General features: G+C 56.6%; 12 protein-coding genes and 1 pseudogene. All 13 read right to left on the bottom strand.

Annotated elements, in window-relative coordinates:
* Positions 1-152: 152 nt before the first annotated feature.
* Positions 153-416 (bottom strand): hypothetical protein, encoded by a 264-nt coding sequence (locus tag PU683_RS12195; RefSeq protein ID WP_277171797.1) that lies wholly within the window; start codon positions 414-416, stop codon positions 153-155.
* Positions 417-992: 576 nt separating this feature from the next.
* On the bottom strand, positions 993-1,340 hold the full coding sequence (locus PU683_RS12190) for a DUF3592 domain-containing protein (protein ID WP_277171795.1): 348 nt from the start codon (positions 1,338-1,340) through the stop codon (positions 993-995).
* A gap of 5 nt (positions 1,341-1,345) precedes the next feature.
* Complete coding sequence (locus PU683_RS12185) at positions 1,346-3,748, bottom strand: type VI secretion system Vgr family protein (protein ID WP_277171793.1); 2,403 nt, start codon at positions 3,746-3,748, stop codon at positions 1,346-1,348.
* Between the two features lie 56 nt (positions 3,749-3,804).
* Positions 3,805-4,188: pseudogene (locus PU683_RS12180) on the bottom strand (DcrB-related protein); the annotation flags it as partial.
* 137 nt (positions 4,189-4,325) lie between these two features.
* A complete protein-coding gene (locus PU683_RS12175) occupies positions 4,326-5,780 on the bottom strand; it encodes a serine/threonine protein kinase (protein WP_277171789.1) in 1,455 nt (484 codons plus the stop codon).
* Between the two features lie 26 nt (positions 5,781-5,806).
* On the bottom strand, positions 5,807-8,425 hold the full coding sequence (gene tssH / locus PU683_RS12170) for a type VI secretion system ATPase TssH (RefSeq protein WP_277171787.1): 2,619 nt from the start codon (positions 8,423-8,425) through the stop codon (positions 5,807-5,809).
* 176 nt (positions 8,426-8,601) lie between these two features.
* Positions 8,602-9,645: a type VI secretion system baseplate subunit TssG gene (tssG, locus tag PU683_RS12165; RefSeq protein WP_277171785.1), complete on the bottom strand. Its 1,044-nt coding sequence runs from the start codon at positions 9,643-9,645 to the stop codon at positions 8,602-8,604.
* A complete protein-coding gene (tssF, locus tag PU683_RS12160) occupies positions 9,642-11,513 on the bottom strand; it encodes a type VI secretion system baseplate subunit TssF (protein ID WP_277171783.1) in 1,872 nt (623 codons plus the stop codon). Before tssF ends, tssG begins: the two co-directional genes overlap by 4 nt.
* Positions 11,514-11,516: 3 nt before the next feature.
* Positions 11,517-12,086, bottom strand: a complete 570-nt coding sequence (gene tssE / locus PU683_RS12155; RefSeq protein WP_277171781.1) for a type VI secretion system baseplate subunit TssE — start codon at positions 12,084-12,086, stop codon at positions 11,517-11,519.
* Positions 12,079-12,891, bottom strand: coding sequence for a type VI secretion system accessory protein TagJ (locus PU683_RS12150; protein WP_277171779.1), 813 nt, complete (start codon positions 12,889-12,891; stop codon positions 12,079-12,081). The genes tssE and PU683_RS12150 overlap by 8 nt, the downstream gene beginning before the upstream one ends.
* A gap of 9 nt (positions 12,892-12,900) precedes the next feature.
* A complete protein-coding gene (locus PU683_RS12145; RefSeq protein ID WP_277171777.1) occupies positions 12,901-13,878 on the bottom strand; it encodes a hypothetical protein in 978 nt (325 codons plus the stop codon).
* A 20-nt stretch (positions 13,879-13,898) separates the two neighbouring features.
* Positions 13,899-14,693 carry a PP2C family protein-serine/threonine phosphatase gene (locus PU683_RS12140; protein WP_277171775.1) on the bottom strand — a complete coding sequence of 265 codons (795 nt, stop codon included), beginning with the start codon at positions 14,691-14,693 and terminating at the stop codon, positions 13,899-13,901.
* Positions 14,690-16,519: a type VI secretion system-associated FHA domain protein TagH gene (tagH, locus tag PU683_RS12135; RefSeq protein ID WP_277171773.1), complete on the bottom strand. Its 1,830-nt coding sequence runs from the start codon at positions 16,517-16,519 to the stop codon at positions 14,690-14,692. Before tagH ends, PU683_RS12140 begins: the two co-directional genes overlap by 4 nt.
* Between the last annotated feature and the right edge of the window lie 13 nt (positions 16,520-16,532).

The following is a 16,532-nucleotide window of genomic DNA, read 5'->3' as shown; positions in this document are numbered from 1 at the left end:
GGAAGATTAAGAGTGATGTTGGCGTCTGAGAAAAGGTTATTTCAGTACGCTCGGAAGAGTATGGTTATTTTGTGTGGGATCGCTTCGCAAATAAACGATCGGCACCGTTGCGCCAACATTGTATTGCGTCATTTCTATGGTTTTAACAGCGGTCACAACATTTCATGAGGCATATAATAAAGAATTACGGTATTGTTCATCATTACTTTAATGAGATCCTCAGGCGTAAAGTATTTTTTAGGTGTTACCTTAACAACCCCATCCATGGTTGCAAATTCAACGACCATACGGAACTTTGTATTACCTGTGCCTGACGCACCTATCTTTTCTTTGCTTATTATTTTAGCTTCGACTCTCGCTCCCACTTTTTTGAACTTATCGTAGGTTGCGCCAGTATGGTAGCAATAAACAATCACACCAGTGCATGCAATAACGAGAGCTATAATAGTAATGAAGGGTGAATGAAGCAAAACGAGCCTCTACCAGAATTAGTTGCCGAGAAATAACATATTGTAAAGTATGAATCCATATTATTATGCCTTTTCACTCTTCACATTGAGCATGTTACGGAAAGGATCAGTCTTCAAATAACCAACCGGGACCTTCGTGCCGACTTTATAATTACATAAGCCCATCATTTTGATCACAGTTCGTGCATGTTTGTTTCGGTAGGCCTTACCATTTTCGCCATTAAAAACATAGTCTACCTCGATGTTAACAACACCAAGTTTTGAAGGTGTGTCGGGGACTATTTTTGTAATGGTCGCCTCAACATAAACTGGATTACTAAGTATTTATTTTCCGCTTCGGCCGTTTTTTATAATGACGAATAATTGTTGACAAAACGAGGGTGATAATAATCACAGGAAAAACGATGTGTAAATACTTTAAACACTGCTTTATACTGGCTCGCCTTATAAAAAACTTGGATGCCCGAAGCACCACTTTGCCTACCCTACTAAGAGCAATAATTGGCGTTTTCGGGGCGGACTTTATTCCATTTCAAATGGCATCAGTACAATCTGTTGAGGATCGTGAGGCATATAATAAAGAATAACGGTATTTCTCCTCATAACTTTTATAAGCTCTTCAGGGGTAAAAAACCTTTTCGTCGTCACCCTTACAATTCCATCTTTAGTAGCAAATTCGACAACCATGCGGTAACGTGTATTTCCTGTACCCGAAGCGCCTATTTTTTCTTTACTAATTATTTTAGCCTCGGTTCTTACCCCTTCCTTTCTAAACTTATTGTAATCCTCACCCGTAATACAACACACAACAAAAACAGCTATACATGCAAGTATAATACCTGAAATCGTGATAAAAGGAGAATTTAACAATTTTATTACCCCACTATGAATAAGTTATTGAAGAAAGTTCTGAGGTTCGATTTTGATACTTCAAATGTATTTCTCAGTCTGGCTCTAATTCTGGCATCGCTTAAATCTACAGTTTTAGTCGAGCTATCAATGATATTATGAGCTACCGACAGCCCGGTCAAACCTCCCGATGCAGCAGTAAAAGCGATTGATAACCCCGTAAATGAGGTGGACATCCCCTTGGCATTACTTACCCAGAACGGAGCGTCAATATCTACATTAGTATCACTTTTAATTGATATAGTTCCAGGAGAATAAACATTTACATTTCCTAATATCGTCTCATCAAGATTACCTTTAACACTTAAGGCTGCATTACCTTTTACATCCGTAATTTTATTTTGATGGACAGTGAGCATGTCAACTCCTTCAACTTCTGTTACCACCCCTTTTTTATATGTTACTTTTGTAGCTGCACTTATAGACGAACTTGATGCGGAGGCCAAATAATCTGACGCTGTTGGAGTTGACCCCATTGCAGATATTACCTGACCTTTTGTCTGTTTTATATCATAAGGAACTGTTTTTACAGCACTTGAATTACCGCTAGCATCAACTACCTGCCCAAAAACAACCTCAGGAACTTCATACATGATTTTATTTGCAGCTAATGTACTCACGCTTGCATCTGTTTTAATCACCAGGTTCTGAGTATATGTATTATCCGAATATCCCTTTACCGACTTAGTCTCATTATCGACTATCGTCTCTTTTCGGCCTTTAGCCGTAACGGCAATTGTCTGGCCACTATTGTATGTCTGCGTATCGTGATCATCGACAGTCACTGAACGGGTTGTTTTATGTTCATAAATTGTCGCTTTATGAACAACTTCATTATGTACACCTTCAACTGAAACATTCATGTCGCGTTCAGAATGCAGATCGACAGATTCGCTACCCAGCCTGTCTTCAAAGAACAAATAGCTGGCGTTATCTTTACTTCCATCCTTACTACGCGTCATAAAGCCCATGCGCGTGGAGTCATCAGGCAGTGACCACGGCGGCATGCTCGCTTCGTTGTAGACGCGCCCTGTCACTATCGGACGGTCCGGGTCGCCGTTGATGAAGTCAATCACCACCTCATCACCCACGCGCGGGATCTGCACCCCGCCGAAGCCCTGGCCTGCCCACGCGCTGGAGACGCGCACCCAGCAGGAGCTGGTGTCATCCCCTTTCGCCTGCCGGTCCCAGTGGAACTTCACCTTTATGCGGCCATATTTGTCCGTCCAGATGCTTTCCCCCTGCGGGCCGACCACCTTTGCCGTCTGCGGGCCGTGGGTTTTCGGCCACGCCGTCACCGGTGCCGGGCGGAACACCACCGACGAAGGAATCACGGTGAAGTCGGTGCGGTGCACCGTCTCGCCGTCGGACCCGCTGGCGTAGCGGTTTTCTTCCAGGAAGTAGTTCGCCTCGGTGGTCAGGTACTCGCCGTTGTCGCTGAAAAAGGGGGCGTTATAGAGCGCGAAGGTGTGACCCGGCGCGATACCCATCGCCGTGGCGGTGGCCTGAATCTGCTGGTGCTCCACCTGCCAGCGCTCCTGGCGGATGCGGGCGTAATATTCCCCGTGACCGTGTTCGACAAAACGTCCCGGCCAGTCATAGACGTCGATGCTCCCCGGCTGCGGTGAGGCCGGGTTCTGCCGGGCCTGGAACAGCCAGGCGTTTGGTTTGCGGAAGTCGTAGTCGTCGAGGCTGTAGATACCCGGCGTCACGCTGTCCTCCAGCGCCCACTGGCTGATGCCCTCTTCGCTGGTGCTGCCGCCGGAAGGCGTCGCGTGGTAGGGGATGGTTTCGTACCCGCTGAAGGGCTGGTGTTCGGTGGCGGCGTCCGTCAGCACCATCACGTGCCGGTCGGCTTCGTGACTGAAGTGGTAGGCAATGCCCTCAAGCTCCATCAGACGGCTGATAAAGTCAAAACTGCTCTCCTGGTACTGCACGCAGTAGCCCCAGCTCCGGTAGCTGCCGGTCAGGCGGTCCTCAAGGTTCACCTGGTATTCACCAAGCAGGGTTTTCACGATTTGCGGCACCGTCTGCTCCTGGAAGATTCGCAGGTTACGGTCGCGCTTCATCGGCCACACGTCCGGCTCCACCGTCAGACGGTAGACCGCATACCGCGTCCCGGACATCTCCGTGGCGCTCACCGCCACGCGGGTGATTTTGCCGTTGAAGTGGCGCATGCCGCCGGCAATCCCCTGCGTCGGCACATTCACCGTCACCGGCTGGCCGAGCAGCTGGCTGCGGTCAATGCGCGCGTCGGTGCCCAGCACCGTCAGGGTGAAGGCAAACGCCTCAGACAACGCCTCGCGTCCGGTGAGTTTCCAGAAAAGCAGGCCGTCTACCGGCAGCTTGACCGTGATCCTGTCTTGCATGGTGAAGTCCTCTGTGACACTTAATTTTGATAAATGGTGAGTCTGACAGTTCAGCGTTAGCGGGCGCGATGGAATTTCAGGCTTTGAATAATTTCCTGATACTGCTGTTGGTAAGACTCACTGAATTCTCCCGGGCAGGTGCCGACATAGCTAACCATTTTTTGACCCGCAGCGGGATCGGCCAGCAAAATGATGGTCTGACGCTGATAAATGATCCGGTTGTCATTGCTGAACTGATAAAAGAGCTCGACGGCAGGATTACCGTCAACGTCTAACATTTGGGAGGATTCGAGGTGAAAATCGGTGAGCGTCATCTCCAGCTCGCGGATCTTTCTGGCGGCGACGGTATGAACCTTATCATCGGCTTTGGCGCTGGCACGAGAGACAACAAACGTAAATTCACTGCCACCGTTATTACTGTGTGTTAATACATTCATAGTTCTGTCTTTTTTATATGTCGGACGAGACTAAGGTCGTTTTGAAGAAGAAGCCATAGCTCCCTGAGGCAAGGTGAAATGAAACGCGCGGGATAACGTTCCCGCGCGTGACCGGGCCAGGCGGCCCGGGCGAACCACGGCTATCGCGGCTGCGGATTGATAAGCCAGGTACCGGGGGTAGCTATATCGATAGTCTGGCTGCGAGTCTGACCATTGCCTTCCAGCACTAGCTCATAGCGACCCGGCTTCACTTTCAGAGAGGCGAAACCGTTGGTGGCCGGTGAAACGGACTGGCTTTCGCCGTTGAGCGTCAGCTTCTCGCCCTCGTTCATACGAACAAAGAGTTGCGCTATCGGAGCCTGCGAGGCCGCCGGCGCGGCGCTCGCCGTTTCGCTCTGGCTTTGCGCTGGCGGTGTCGCAGGCTGCGTGACTGGCTCGGTCTGGCGCGGCTGCTCAACAGGTGCGCTGTTCTGCTGCGGCTGCGTGTTACTCACGTTTTCCGTCGCGGCCTTCTCTGGCTCTGAGCTGCCGCTGAACAGCAGCGCGCCCGCGATAACGCCGACAACAACACCTGCGCCGACCAGCGCAGGAAGTTTGTAGCGCTGCCAGCCAGCAACGTCGACTTTTTCCGGCGTCTCTTCAACCGGCACCAGCATGGTGCCAGGTTGCTTCACGTTCAGCACATCGTCAATCCCGGCGACTGGCATCTCAATCAGCGCGGCAAACTCGTCCACCGACTGCGGACGATCTTCCATCTTAAGCGCCAGCGCGCGATCCACTGCCTGCAACAGCGCCATGGAGTAGCCTGGCAGTCCGCGCTGGGTCAGCGGGACGTAGGTATCCTGAATGCTACGCACCACACTGACCGGCGGCGGAGAGCCGATGATCATGGTGTGCAACACGGCCCCCAGGGCATAGATATCGGTCCATGGCCCCTGCTCGCTCTCATTGTCGTCGGTATATTGCTCTATCGGCGCATAGCCCGGACGCAGCATGGTTTCGGTTTCATCAGAAACAGAGCCAATACTGCGGCGCGCTGAGCCGAAATCGAGCAGCACCGGCAAGCCATTTTCCTGAATCTGAATATTATCCAGCGAAATATCGCGATGGAGATAACCCTCATCGTGAATGGTCTTGATTGCCCCCAGCAGCATCGGCAGCATGCGGCGGATCCACGCTTCATTGATCAGCGCCGGATTCTTCTCGCGCAGGCGCGACAGCGTCGTGCCGCTGTAGAACACCGTCCCCATGTAGGCGGTGTCGTTCTGCACCCAGAAACGCAGCACATGCAGCAGGTTCGGGTGGTTAAAACGGGCCAGTAAACGGGCTTCCTGAATAAAACTGTTCAAACCGGCAGTAAACGCTTTGCTGAAGCGCTCGCTACGCAGCACCAGCGTCATGTCGTCGTTACGCACTGCCAGCGAAGAGGGCATAAACTCTTTAATCGCGATGGTTCGCTCAAGCTGGTGATCCCAGGCGCGATAGACGATGCCGAACCCTCCACCACCGATCACTTCCTTAATTTCAAACTCATTGAAGCGATATCCCGGTGGCAGCGCGTTCGGTACACTCCGGTTGTTATCGTGATCCGTCATATTGGAAAACTCTCTTGATAATGGCGTTACGCCGCAAACTGACAGTGAAACTCACCCTGCTCAAACGTGACACGTAAACGCTTATAATGCTCGTCTCGCGCGCTGGCGTCGAGTAATAGCTGGCTCATAAGCGGCAGCAAAGTGTTGGTAAGAATGGCGTCTACCATACGGCCGCCCGATTCCACTTCCGTACAGCGCGCAACGATCTGTTCAACCACGCTCTCATCAACTTCAGAAATGATGCCATGGTTCTCTTCGAGACGACGCTGGATGCGCTTAAGCTGCAGACGGACGATCATCGCCAGCATCTCATCGCTCAGCGGATAGTAGGGCACCACCAGCAGACGGCCCAGCAGCGCAGGCGGGAAAACCTGCAGCAGCGGCGCGCGCAGCGCGTCACGCAGTGCGTCCGGCTCCGGCATCAGTTCAGGGTCGGCGCACATGCCGGTAATCAGATCGGTACCCACGTTGGAGGTGAGGATGATAATGGTGTTACGGAAATCGATGTGGCGACCTTCGCCATCTTCCATCCACCCTTTATCGAACACCTGGAAGAAGATCTCATGCACATCCGGATGCGCTTTTTCAATCTCGTCCAGCAGCACCACGCTGTAGGGACGACGGCGCACCGCTTCCGTTAATACGCCGCCTTCGCCATAGCCAACGTAGCCCGGAGGCGCGCCTTTCAGGGTGGAGACCGTATGCGCTTCCTGGAACTCGCTCATATTGATGGTGATGATGTTCTGCTCGCCGCCGTAGAGCGACTCCGCCAGCGCCAGCGCGGTTTCGGTTTTACCGACACCAGACGGGCCGCAGAGCATAAATACGCCGACCGGCTTGTTCGGATCGTCAAGGCGCGCGCGCGATGTGCGAACACGTTTGGCAATCAGCTCCAGACCGTGACGCTGACCGATGACGCGTTCATTTAAGGTATCGGCCAGTTTCAGCACCGCGTCGATCTCATCTTTCACCATCCGGCCCAGCGGGATGCCGGTCCAGTCAGAGACCACGGCGGCAACCACGTTGGCATCCACGGAGGTAAAGAGCAGCGGCTCATCGCCCTGCAATGCGCGCAGCGCGTTTTGCTGCTCGGTAAGAGTGGCGCGCAGCTCGGTCAACGACTCTTCCGGTGCGGTATGAAGCTGTGCGCGCTGGGCGATAATGCTGTCCACCAGCGCCTGCTCCTGCTCCCAGCGCTGCGTTAACGCATCGCGCTGTTCCGCCAGTTTCTCCAGATCGGCCTGCAGTTTCACCACGCGCTCGCTGTCACCCACGGCGACTTTGGCTTCACGGTTAGCGATCTCGATCTCCACGTCCAGCGCATCAATGCGGTGCTGGCAATCTTCCAGCTGCGGCGGGGGTGAACTCTGGCTGACGGCCACACGGGCACAGGCGGTATCCAGCAGAGCAACTGCTTTGTCCGGCAGCTGACGTGCCGGAATGTAGCGGTGCGACAGCTTCACGGCCGCCACCACGGCTTCATCCAGCAGCAGTACGCGGTGATGTTTCTCAAGCGCCGACACGGTGCTGCGCAGCATCAGCACCGCTTTCTCTTCATCTGGCTCGGCGACCTGTACGGTCTGGAAACGACGGGTCAGCGCCGGATCCTTCTCAATGTATTTTTTATACTCAGCCCAGGTCGTGGCACCGATGGTGCGCAGCTGCCCACGCGCCAGCGCCGGTTTCAGCAGGTTGGCGGCATCGCCGGTGCCCTGCTGGCCACCAGCGCCAATCAGCGTGTGGATCTCATCGATAAAGAGAATGATCGGCGTCGGGCTGGACTGCACTTCATTAATCAGCGCCTGCAGACGCGCTTCAAACTCCCCTTTCATCCCCGCGCCCGCTTGCAGCATGCCGATATCAAGCAGCCACAGCTGAACGTCAACCAGCGGCTCGGGAACGTCGCCGCTGGCAATACGCAGTGCCAGACCCTCCACCACGGCGGTTTTCCCTACCCCGGCTTCACCGGTCAGCAGCGGGTTGTTCTGGCGACGGCGCATCAGGATATCGACCATCTGGCGGATCTCTTCGTCGCGACCGACAACCGGATCGATCTTGCCGTCACGCGCACGAGCGGTGAGATCCTGACCATACTGGGCAAGCGTCCCCTGCTGAGCGGGTGCGGCCACGCCGCTGTCGTCACTCAGGGGAACCGTTGCCTGCTGCGTCTCTTTGCTATTGGCGAAAATAGTGTCGAAATTGTCCAGCAGCGCATCGGCACTGACGCGATCAAACTGCGCAGAGATGCCTTTCAGAACGTTGGCGAGACTCCAGGTTTTCAGGATCCCCGCGAGCAGGTGTCCGCCGCGAATGCGGGTGACGCCGAATTTCAGCGAACCGTAGACCCATGCACGCTCAACCGCTGTATCAATATGCTCTGACAGGTCGGAAACGGAACTTGCGCCGCGCGGCAGTTTATCCAGCGCGGCGACGATATCGCGGGTCAGCGCCTGCTCATCAAGGGAAAAGTGGCGGATAACCTGCTGCAGATCGCCATCCGACTGCTGCATCAACTGATGCAGCCAGTGAACCAGCTCCACATAAGGGTTACCACGCAGCTTACAAAACGCGGTGGCGCTCTCCAGCGAGGTGAATAAGAGTGTGTCGAGTTTGCCGAATAACACGGCGCGGCTGATTTCTGACATGGGTTCTTCCATTATTCATAATTAATTAGCACTTCATCCTTCGTGCTGTCTCGTCGATGGCGGCCCCATCTCCTTTGTCGCTTACGGGTGTAAGCGTCCGGGATACGCTGGCTTACCGTGCAACGCAACGCGAATGATTTTGTGCAGACGTCAGACTGGGATGCAAAATCGAAGGATTACCCCTCCGGGCTAAATACCAAATCTCCACGCGCTTCTGGCCTCGGTTGCATACCGAGCCAGGCGCTATACCCCAGACGGCTGTCGCCGCCCAGCGCTGCGCCGACCACATCTTCGCTGCGCAGAATCACTTTCACCGCCCACTGATACTCAATGCCCAGATACTGGCGCACCCAGTCACGCAGCGCGGCGATATACTTCTCTCCCGGCAGAAAGCGCCGGTAGGTTTCAGCCGGGAGCGGGCCGATCTCAATGCGAAATTTATGGCACACGTCGCGCACCGCCTCGCCAAGAAAGGTCGACTGCCCCAGACGCGGCGCATGTCGCCCTCCCTGAAGGCGCGCGCGCTCACGCGGGCTGAGCGGCATCCACTGAGGCACGTTCTCGACAATGTTTACCGGCACGTTGAAATAGCCGCGCAGGATCTTCGCCAGCCCCTCTGGATCGCGGCCGTTGCGGGTTAGATGCCCCGCCAGCGCGAAGCGGGAGTGGGGGCTGAGCGTCCCCTTCTCCAGCTGTCCCGGCTGCCCCATACCGATCAGCGAAGCGATATAGTGCTCGAAGCGGTTATTGTCTTTGCGATCGAGGGAGACCGTCGGCTGGGCATCCGCCCACGCACGATAAAAGAGGAGCGTCAGCCGGTGATGGAAGAGATCGGCAAAGGCGCTCATGCTCTCATCCTGATGGTGATCGATACGCTCGCGCGCATACTCTGTCAGGTGGATAGGCAGCGGGCCGTTGGGGCCAAAAAGGCCAAAGCTGTAAATCGACACATCATACAGCGGCGACGCTTCGCGCTTTTTCACCCCGGCGAGCGTTGCCGGCGCGAAGCTGAGCGACGGCGTTTGCCCGATGCGCAGCGACTCAAAGCGCGGCAGCGGCGCGCGCCCTAGCGGGTAGCGCTCCCCGCCGCGCGCATCCACGCGACGCAGCAGGGTAAAGAGATCGTAACGCCACGGCGTCGCCATCACATTCTGCCAGAAGGCATCCGGCAAGCTGTTAACGCGGATAATCGCAGGCTTGAGCGCGGACGTCTCGGTCATATCAGTGCCCTCTTGCCCATCCGCGGCGGCCAGTAACCCACTTCGCCGCGCTGCTGGCTCTTGAGGGTAAACTCCGTAAAGCTGTTCATGCCGACCAGACGGGCAAAGACGCGCTCCAGTACGCTGCCAAAGAGCCATGGGCTGAAGCCGGAGAAGGCCTGCTCATCCACGGTAAGGGTAATGCCAACACCTCGGGCAAAGACAATCGGCCCCGGCTCCGGCACCCGGCGGTGCACCGGCTCCAGCACGCAATGGCGCACCCCCTCAATCTGGCGCGCCACCGGCGCTTCCGCCAGCCGGGTATAGAGCCCAAGCAGCTGGCGCAGCGCCGCAGCGCCCTCGCCGTTTTCGCCATCCATCAGGCTGAGATAGTTCATCTGCAGCTGGCTGATTAAGCGCCAGGTGCTGAGCCCTTCCGCCAGCGCGGGTCGCGGCGGCGTCGGTCCTTTACGCAGCTTGAGTGATTTTACCGGCAGCGAATCGGGCAGCACAAATTGCCCCATATCCTGCTGCAGCATCAGCGGCAGATCGCGGCTGGTGCACAGCACTTCGGCGGTGATGTAGCGTAAATCTTCGCGCCACGGCGCATGCTGCTCATCCACCAGCGAAGCGAACACCTCAGAGCCGATATAGCCGGTGCGGGTGCCGTAGCGCTGAGCGTGCTCAGAGAGCGCGCGCTGCTCGCGCCTTACCGAGAAGTAGGCACCGTAATTGCCATCATCCTGGCTCCAGCTGCTCCAGAAAGGACGGAAAGTCTGCTCATCGCGCTGACCATCGACACTGGCGTGAATTTTGCCAACAGAGTAAATCTCATAATCGAGCGGACGGATATTATCGACCACCAGATGGTATTCGTGCAGGCTTTCGCTCAGCTTCTGCCGCTCGGCGACCTTCGGAAAGAGGTTGATGACCGGTGTACAGTGCAGCGCCAGGTGATTCTTATCCACCACCCGCTCCAGCTGACCGTCCGCTTTATCAAGCAGGATAATGATGTCGAAAGATTTGGCTTCACCGCTGCCCTCCAGCATCGTGCGCAGCCCCTGCAGGCTGATGAAGAGGAAACGCGACGGGAAAGCAAAATACTCTTGCAGCAGCCGGTAACCGTCAAAATTGCGCAGATCGTCAGGTAACAGAGACTGGTTCGCTTCAAAGCCCTCCTGGCGCAGCGCATCATCCGCCAGCACGTGCAGTGCCGCCTGCGGCGCATTTGCCTGGCAAACCATGCCTACCTGATGCTCCATCAGCAGCTCAAGCAGTTGCAGCGCCTGCATATCAGGCCCGCTCAGGAAGAGCTCCAGACGATCGAAATCGAGATGGCTGAGGTTGACCGGGCCATCGCAGCTCAGGCGAATACGCAGCGCGCTCTGCGCCCCGCGCTGGCTTAAACCAACCTGCGCCAGAGGGAGATCGGCAGGTACGCCGCCAAGCTCTACCTGGCTAATTTGCAGCGGCAGTAGCGTGACGTCGTGCGCGGTGGTGTAGCTACAGGTGACGCCATTCTTCTTCATCACCTGGCTGTCCATCATGGTGCCGCGCGGCACCATAAAGCCGTTGCTCAGATCGCCTTTGGCACTGTCCGGCTGCAGTTCCGCAATCGCCATTGAGGGCGTTGGCGCCAGGTAGTTTGGCGCGACCATCTCCAGCAGACGCTGGGAAAAGCGCGGAAACTCGGCGTCCATTTTTAACTGTACGCGGGATGTGAGAAAGGCGAAGCCCTCCATCAGACGCTCGACATAGGGGTCGGAAACGTCCATCCCACGCATGCCCAGACGTCCGGCCACTTTTGGGTAGCGCCCGGCAAACTCCTGGCCCATTTCGCGCAGCCAGGCGAGTTCGCGGTTGTAGTACTCCAGTAATTTGCTTTCCATGAATTACCCCGCGTCTTTCAACTCGAAATGCCCGTTTTCAAGATCCACATCGGTACGAAAAAGGAACTCCAGCGGATAGGGCACACACCACAGACGACCTTTGATCTCAATCGACAGGATATTGTGCAGATCCAGCGATTTGGTATCGGAGATGCAGCGCACCTGCAGGCCCTGCGGCAGGATGCGCGGCTCAAAGTGCAGGATCGCATCGGTGAGCTTGCGCTGAATATCATTCCATTCGATATCGGACATCCGCTTGCCCGCCAGCGGCGAGACACCGAAGTTGACCACCGAGCGGCGCACCTCATCGAAGCCGGAGAGATCCTGCTGCGCTTCGTTATTGATGGTATTAAACAGCCACTGCAGATCGCGCAAAACATTGCGGCGCAGGGCCGAGTGGGTAATCAGATTGTTATTCGCAGGCTCCTGCTTTTTGTCCGGCGCGTCGTCCGTCAGACGATCAAGCAGCGAGGGCTGCATTTTGTCGCGTGCGCCAACGGTATCTTTGCCGCGACGCGAGCGCCAGCCGCTGCGCAGCAGATCGCCCTCATCGTGTTGTGCAGAGTTACTCATTCGTCGCATCCGCAGCGAAGGTCACCGTAGCGAGATCGAGTAGTGAATATTCGGCACCATCATTGAGCCACACCTTTTGCCCGTGCCCGAGGTAGTGCGCCGACTCGCCCGCCAGAGGCTGCCATTCGGTGACGCGACAGAGCTTGAAGCGATCTTCCGAACTGGCATCGAGCGGATAGCGCGCCGGGATCTGGCACACCTGTTCGCTGCCATCGCGCAGGCGCACCAGCGTGTGACGCCACACCAGGTCAGTGACACTGGCAGGTGCCTGAAACTGCATCGCCGAAATGGCGCTAAACGGCAGCCAGAAGTAGCGGCCATTCACAATCGCTTCGCATACCGGCCCGAAGCGGCCATCACCATCCATTAGCCAGTCGAATGCCACCGTCTGCCCATCCTGCATCGCGAGCTGGCCGGGGTTAGCGTCGGCCTTCTCCAGCGCCGCGTCACGCAGCGCGTCGACATCACTGCCCTGCGGATCCAGCGCGCTAATCATCTCTGCCAGCCACGGATACTGCTCGATTGGCGCAACCGGACGTGCGCGACCGGCCATTACATCGGCACGCTGACGCTCGCCTTCGATCGCCTGCTCAAGGAGGGTCACGGTCGGCTGTGCCTGCGGCTTGAGCCCCTGCCAGCTTTTTAACTGCGCCTGGGCACGTGTCCAGTTGCCATCGAGACAGAGCAGCTGCGCGAACGCGGCGCGTAAGTCAGCATCGCCCGGCTGGCTGCGGATACGGCTTTCGAGCTGCGCGAGGCTATCCTGCAGTGATTCACCCGCCAGTTGTTGAAATAAGGTATTCATAGCGGTTCCTTAGTTGACGGTTTTGTAAGTCCCGACGGCGGGATCGCGCAACTGCGGATGCAGGGAATCAATCAGCAGAATATTGAGGCGGGTGCCTGGCTCGAACCACGGTGTCCAGACTTTGCGCACTTCATCCAGCCGCGCTTTTAAGCGCGTGGCATCGCTGGCGACTTCGCGCGAAATCTCTACGGCGACGGTGCCGTTAGCCTGCCAGCCGTTGAGGCTGTTGACGTAAGGCAGGATCATCCAGCTTTGCGCCAGGCTGCCTTCGCTCACCACCATACGTTCATTATTCACGGTGGTGATCAGCAGACGGTCGGCGTCCACTTTGTCGCTCAGGCCGCTCACCGGGAAGCCGTGGACGAAGGTCATGGTAATTTTCTTTTCAGCGCCATTGCTGACCTGCGTAACATCGCTGCGACCGTTCAGCCAGCCGCCCTTCTCGCACTTGCCATCCTCTTTAGCAGGGATGAAGAGTGCCGCCGCGCTGGCGTCGCCCTGCCAGAAGGTGCGCAGATGGCAACCATCCTGCAGGGTGAACTCCTGCCACGGAGCGCGGTTGGCGGGCGGGGAGAGATCTTCAGGGCGACCAACCGGCTGTTGCAGCGTGGAGGTTTGCGCTGGCGCTGCGCCGTTTGAGGTGACAATCGGCTGCCACTCTTTGGCTTTATCTGCGGTCCCTTCGGCCAGCATCGCGCCCTGCGCGTCGGTCAGTTTCCAGTGCACCTGCGTCAGGGCACCGCACTGGTTTTCCAGCAGCGCACCAAGGCGGGGTAAGAAGTTGTTCAGAACGGAAGGCTTTTTCTCGCCGCCGGTGACAATGCGCAGCGGCAGCGTCTTGCCGCACCAGCTTTTGGGGGTGTTATCCTCAACATTGTCGATCCAGACATCCAGTTTTTGCGAAGGCGATTGCACGATGCGGTAGTTTTCTGCCTGCGCGCTGCCACATGCCGCAAGCAGGGCCAAACCCGGTAGCCAAAGTTTCATAAAAGTCCTTGTAAGCTGTATCAATCACGAAGAGGGAAAAACTGAGCGGCTTCAGAGATCGTATGCAAAAGCGTGGTCTCCTGAGGCGTACCCATCCACACCGCCACGGCGCTGTAGTTATCCTGCTGGGTTTGTGACCCGGCACCGTTCTTTAGCAGGATCTGATTCATTAATGTCAGCCACTCGTCTGGCGTATTAACCATATGCAGCGACTGTTGCATCTGCTCTTCGGTAACGCCGTGCCAGAAACCATCTGTACACAGTAAGAAGGCGTCACCATCTTCAATCGGCACCACATCGCTGTAGCTCGGCTCACGCTCATCTTCGCCGAGGCCAAGCGCGAAATAGAGCAGGTTACCGTTAATACCTTCGACCTGATGTCCGGCATCTTTCATCTGCTGGACCAGGCTGTGATCGGTGGTGACATGGTAGAGCCAGCCGCGGCGAAAAAGATAGAGGCGGCTGTCTCCGGCATGGGCCCAGTAGGCCAGCTCATAATCGCGATCGATAAACAGGCTGACCATGGTGGTACCCATGCGGTTGTAATCCTGTACCGCTTGCTGCTCTTTTCGAATTGCACGATTCGCGCCGTTGATGTAGTTGCGAATGTACTGGGCATTGAGGTGCTCATCGCCGTCAAACTCGGTGATGATGGCATTACGCGCCAGCTCGGCCGCCTTGTCACCGCCGGGCAAACCGGCGATGCCATCGCAGACGACAAAACAGGCGGCGCGCTCGCCGATGGTTTCTCCGGTCTGATCCTGATTACTGGCACGCTCGCCTTGTCGTGATATTGAGGCGGTGCTGATATTCATTCTTCCGATCCGCTTTGTGAGTCTTTGTACTGGTTAACCTCCATGTCGTAAGCGTGGAGGAACGCTTCACCGAACAGGGTATGGAAGTCATCGTCAATCTCACCGGCGGTTTGCGCATAGGTGCGCACAAAGTAGTCCCACATTGCGGCCTTGCGGTTGGAGAGTACGCCAAGACGTGAAGTCGCACCATCACGTTTCGCGTCCTCTTCCAGCTGCTCAGGATTAAAGGATTGCAGCATCGCCGCGATAATGGCACGGATACCGGAGATCATCCCCAACTGGTGCGCCTGCAGATCGATCAGCGCATCGCGCACCGATTTTTTCGGCGGCATAAAGCCCGGCATGCGGTTGCCGAACATCTGCATCAGAACGGTTTTACCCGACGGCAGCAGTTTGAACGGGTTGTTTGCATCGTCCAGCACCATTGTCATATCCGCTTTCACGCCGCGCTTTAAGATCGAACGCGAAGAGAGCAGCGCGACGGTGCCCTGCGAAAACATACTCAACATCTGGCCAAACTGGCGCATGTTCTCTTTATCAAACTGCGGAACGGGCTGCATGTCGCCAAGCCCCATCCCCTCCAGCAGCGCTTCAAGCAGCTCGCCTTGCAGCACATCGCCGCTGTCGCCGGAGGTGCTGGCAGGGGCGGCTTTCGCGCCGGGGCTCTGCACCGGATCGATACGCAAGCGCCCTTTCGGCGTCTGCGCCGCGCTGCGCTGAACTGCCTGCGGCGTCGGCAGCGTAATACCAGCATAATCCTGCGGCTCCTGCTGCTCCTGCACGCCTTCCTGCAACGGCATCGGTTCTTCTTCGGCGAAGAGCGGTGTGCCGCGCAAATCTTCTGCGTGCAGGTCGGTAATAATCGGTTGCTGCTCTGCCGGCGGCTCGCTGGCCTGCAAGTCGGTAATGATTGGCTGCGCCGGCTCCTGCGCTTTCGCCGGGGCAATCTCATCAGCATGGGCCAGCGGGACGGCACCGCTCAGCAGCCCAAGCGGATCGTCGCTACGCGCCTGCGGGGCACTACCACTGCCGCCAAACAGCGCCAGCGGATCGAGTTCGTCACTCTCAGGCGCACTCTCTTTAGGCGCCTGTACCGGTTCAACCGGCGGGACCAGGGTCGATGGCGTGGCGTCGTTAAAGATGCTGTCGTTTTTGAACAGCTGCTCGTCGTTGAACAGATTGTCCGAATCAAGCGATTTCGGTGCCACCAGCGGCTCATGGTTATTTAACAATGAGAGCGGATCTTCCGGGTTGCGCTCCGGCTCTTTCGGTTCGGCAAAGGGGTTGAAGTTTTGCGGCTCGGCGGGCCTGGCGCGGCTGCTGGAGATGCTGTCAGAGATAGAGAACTCCTGCATCAGGCTGTCCCAAATCTCCGTCGGCACCGAGGCTGGCGCACTCTCTGCGGCGTTTTTTGGCGCAGCAGTGGGTGCAGGTGCAGGCTTCGCCGCCGGAGCAGGCGTCGGCTTCGGATACATCTCCTCGGCCATGCGGCTTACCGGCTGGGTGTCCTGAATGAGATCGCTCACTTCGATGCGGTATTCATCGATACCGAGAATATCCCCATCCTGCAGCTCCACCTGACGGCCGCGCTCCAGCGGAATGTCGTTCAGCACAACGCGCGTAACGTTGCCGCGGTTGGTGACACGGCATTCACCCGTGCCGGAGATATGAACAATGGCCTGCAGACGGGAAATAGAGCGGTCGTTATCCGGCAGCACCAGATTATTGTCGGTGCCGCGGCCAATGGTGCCGCCCGGAGGATAAAAGTCGCAGCGGCTTTGCGGCGGCTGATGACCGGGTTTATTGGTGATAATAGTGAATCGCATCGCGTATTCCTGC

The sequence above is a fragment of the Candidatus Kosakonia sp. 282A-S69 genome, assembly GCF_029433855.1.
GTDB lineage: Bacteria > Pseudomonadota > Gammaproteobacteria > Enterobacterales > Enterobacteriaceae > Kosakonia > Kosakonia cowanii_A.
This window is presented reverse-complemented; position numbering and strand designations above follow the sequence as displayed.

Excerpts from the sequence above, each read along its gene's own strand:
- PU683_RS12185 (WP_277171793.1), bottom strand. The coding sequence starts at position 3,748 with ATGCAAGACAGGATCACGGTCAAGCTGCCGGTAGACGGCCTGCTTTTC.
- PU683_RS12175 (WP_277171789.1), bottom strand. The coding sequence starts at position 5,780 with ATGACGGATCACGATAACAACCGGAGTGTACCGAACGCGCTGCCACCG.
- tssH (WP_277171787.1), bottom strand. The coding sequence starts at position 8,425 with ATGTCAGAAATCAGCCGCGCCGTGTTATTCGGCAAACTCGACACACTC.
- tssG (WP_277171785.1), bottom strand. The coding sequence starts at position 9,645 with ATGACCGAGACGTCCGCGCTCAAGCCTGCGATTATCCGCGTTAACAGC.
- tssF (WP_277171783.1), bottom strand. The coding sequence starts at position 11,513 with ATGGAAAGCAAATTACTGGAGTACTACAACCGCGAACTCGCCTGGCTG.
- tssE (WP_277171781.1), bottom strand. The coding sequence starts at position 12,086 with ATGAGTAACTCTGCACAACACGATGAGGGCGATCTGCTGCGCAGCGGC.
- PU683_RS12150 (WP_277171779.1), bottom strand. The coding sequence starts at position 12,891 with ATGAATACCTTATTTCAACAACTGGCGGGTGAATCACTGCAGGATAGC.
- PU683_RS12145 (WP_277171777.1), bottom strand. The coding sequence starts at position 13,878 with ATGAAACTTTGGCTACCGGGTTTGGCCCTGCTTGCGGCATGTGGCAGC.
- PU683_RS12140 (WP_277171775.1), bottom strand. The coding sequence starts at position 14,693 with ATGAATATCAGCACCGCCTCAATATCACGACAAGGCGAGCGTGCCAGT.
- tagH (WP_277171773.1), bottom strand. The coding sequence starts at position 16,519 with ATGCGATTCACTATTATCACCAATAAACCCGGTCATCAGCCGCCGCAA.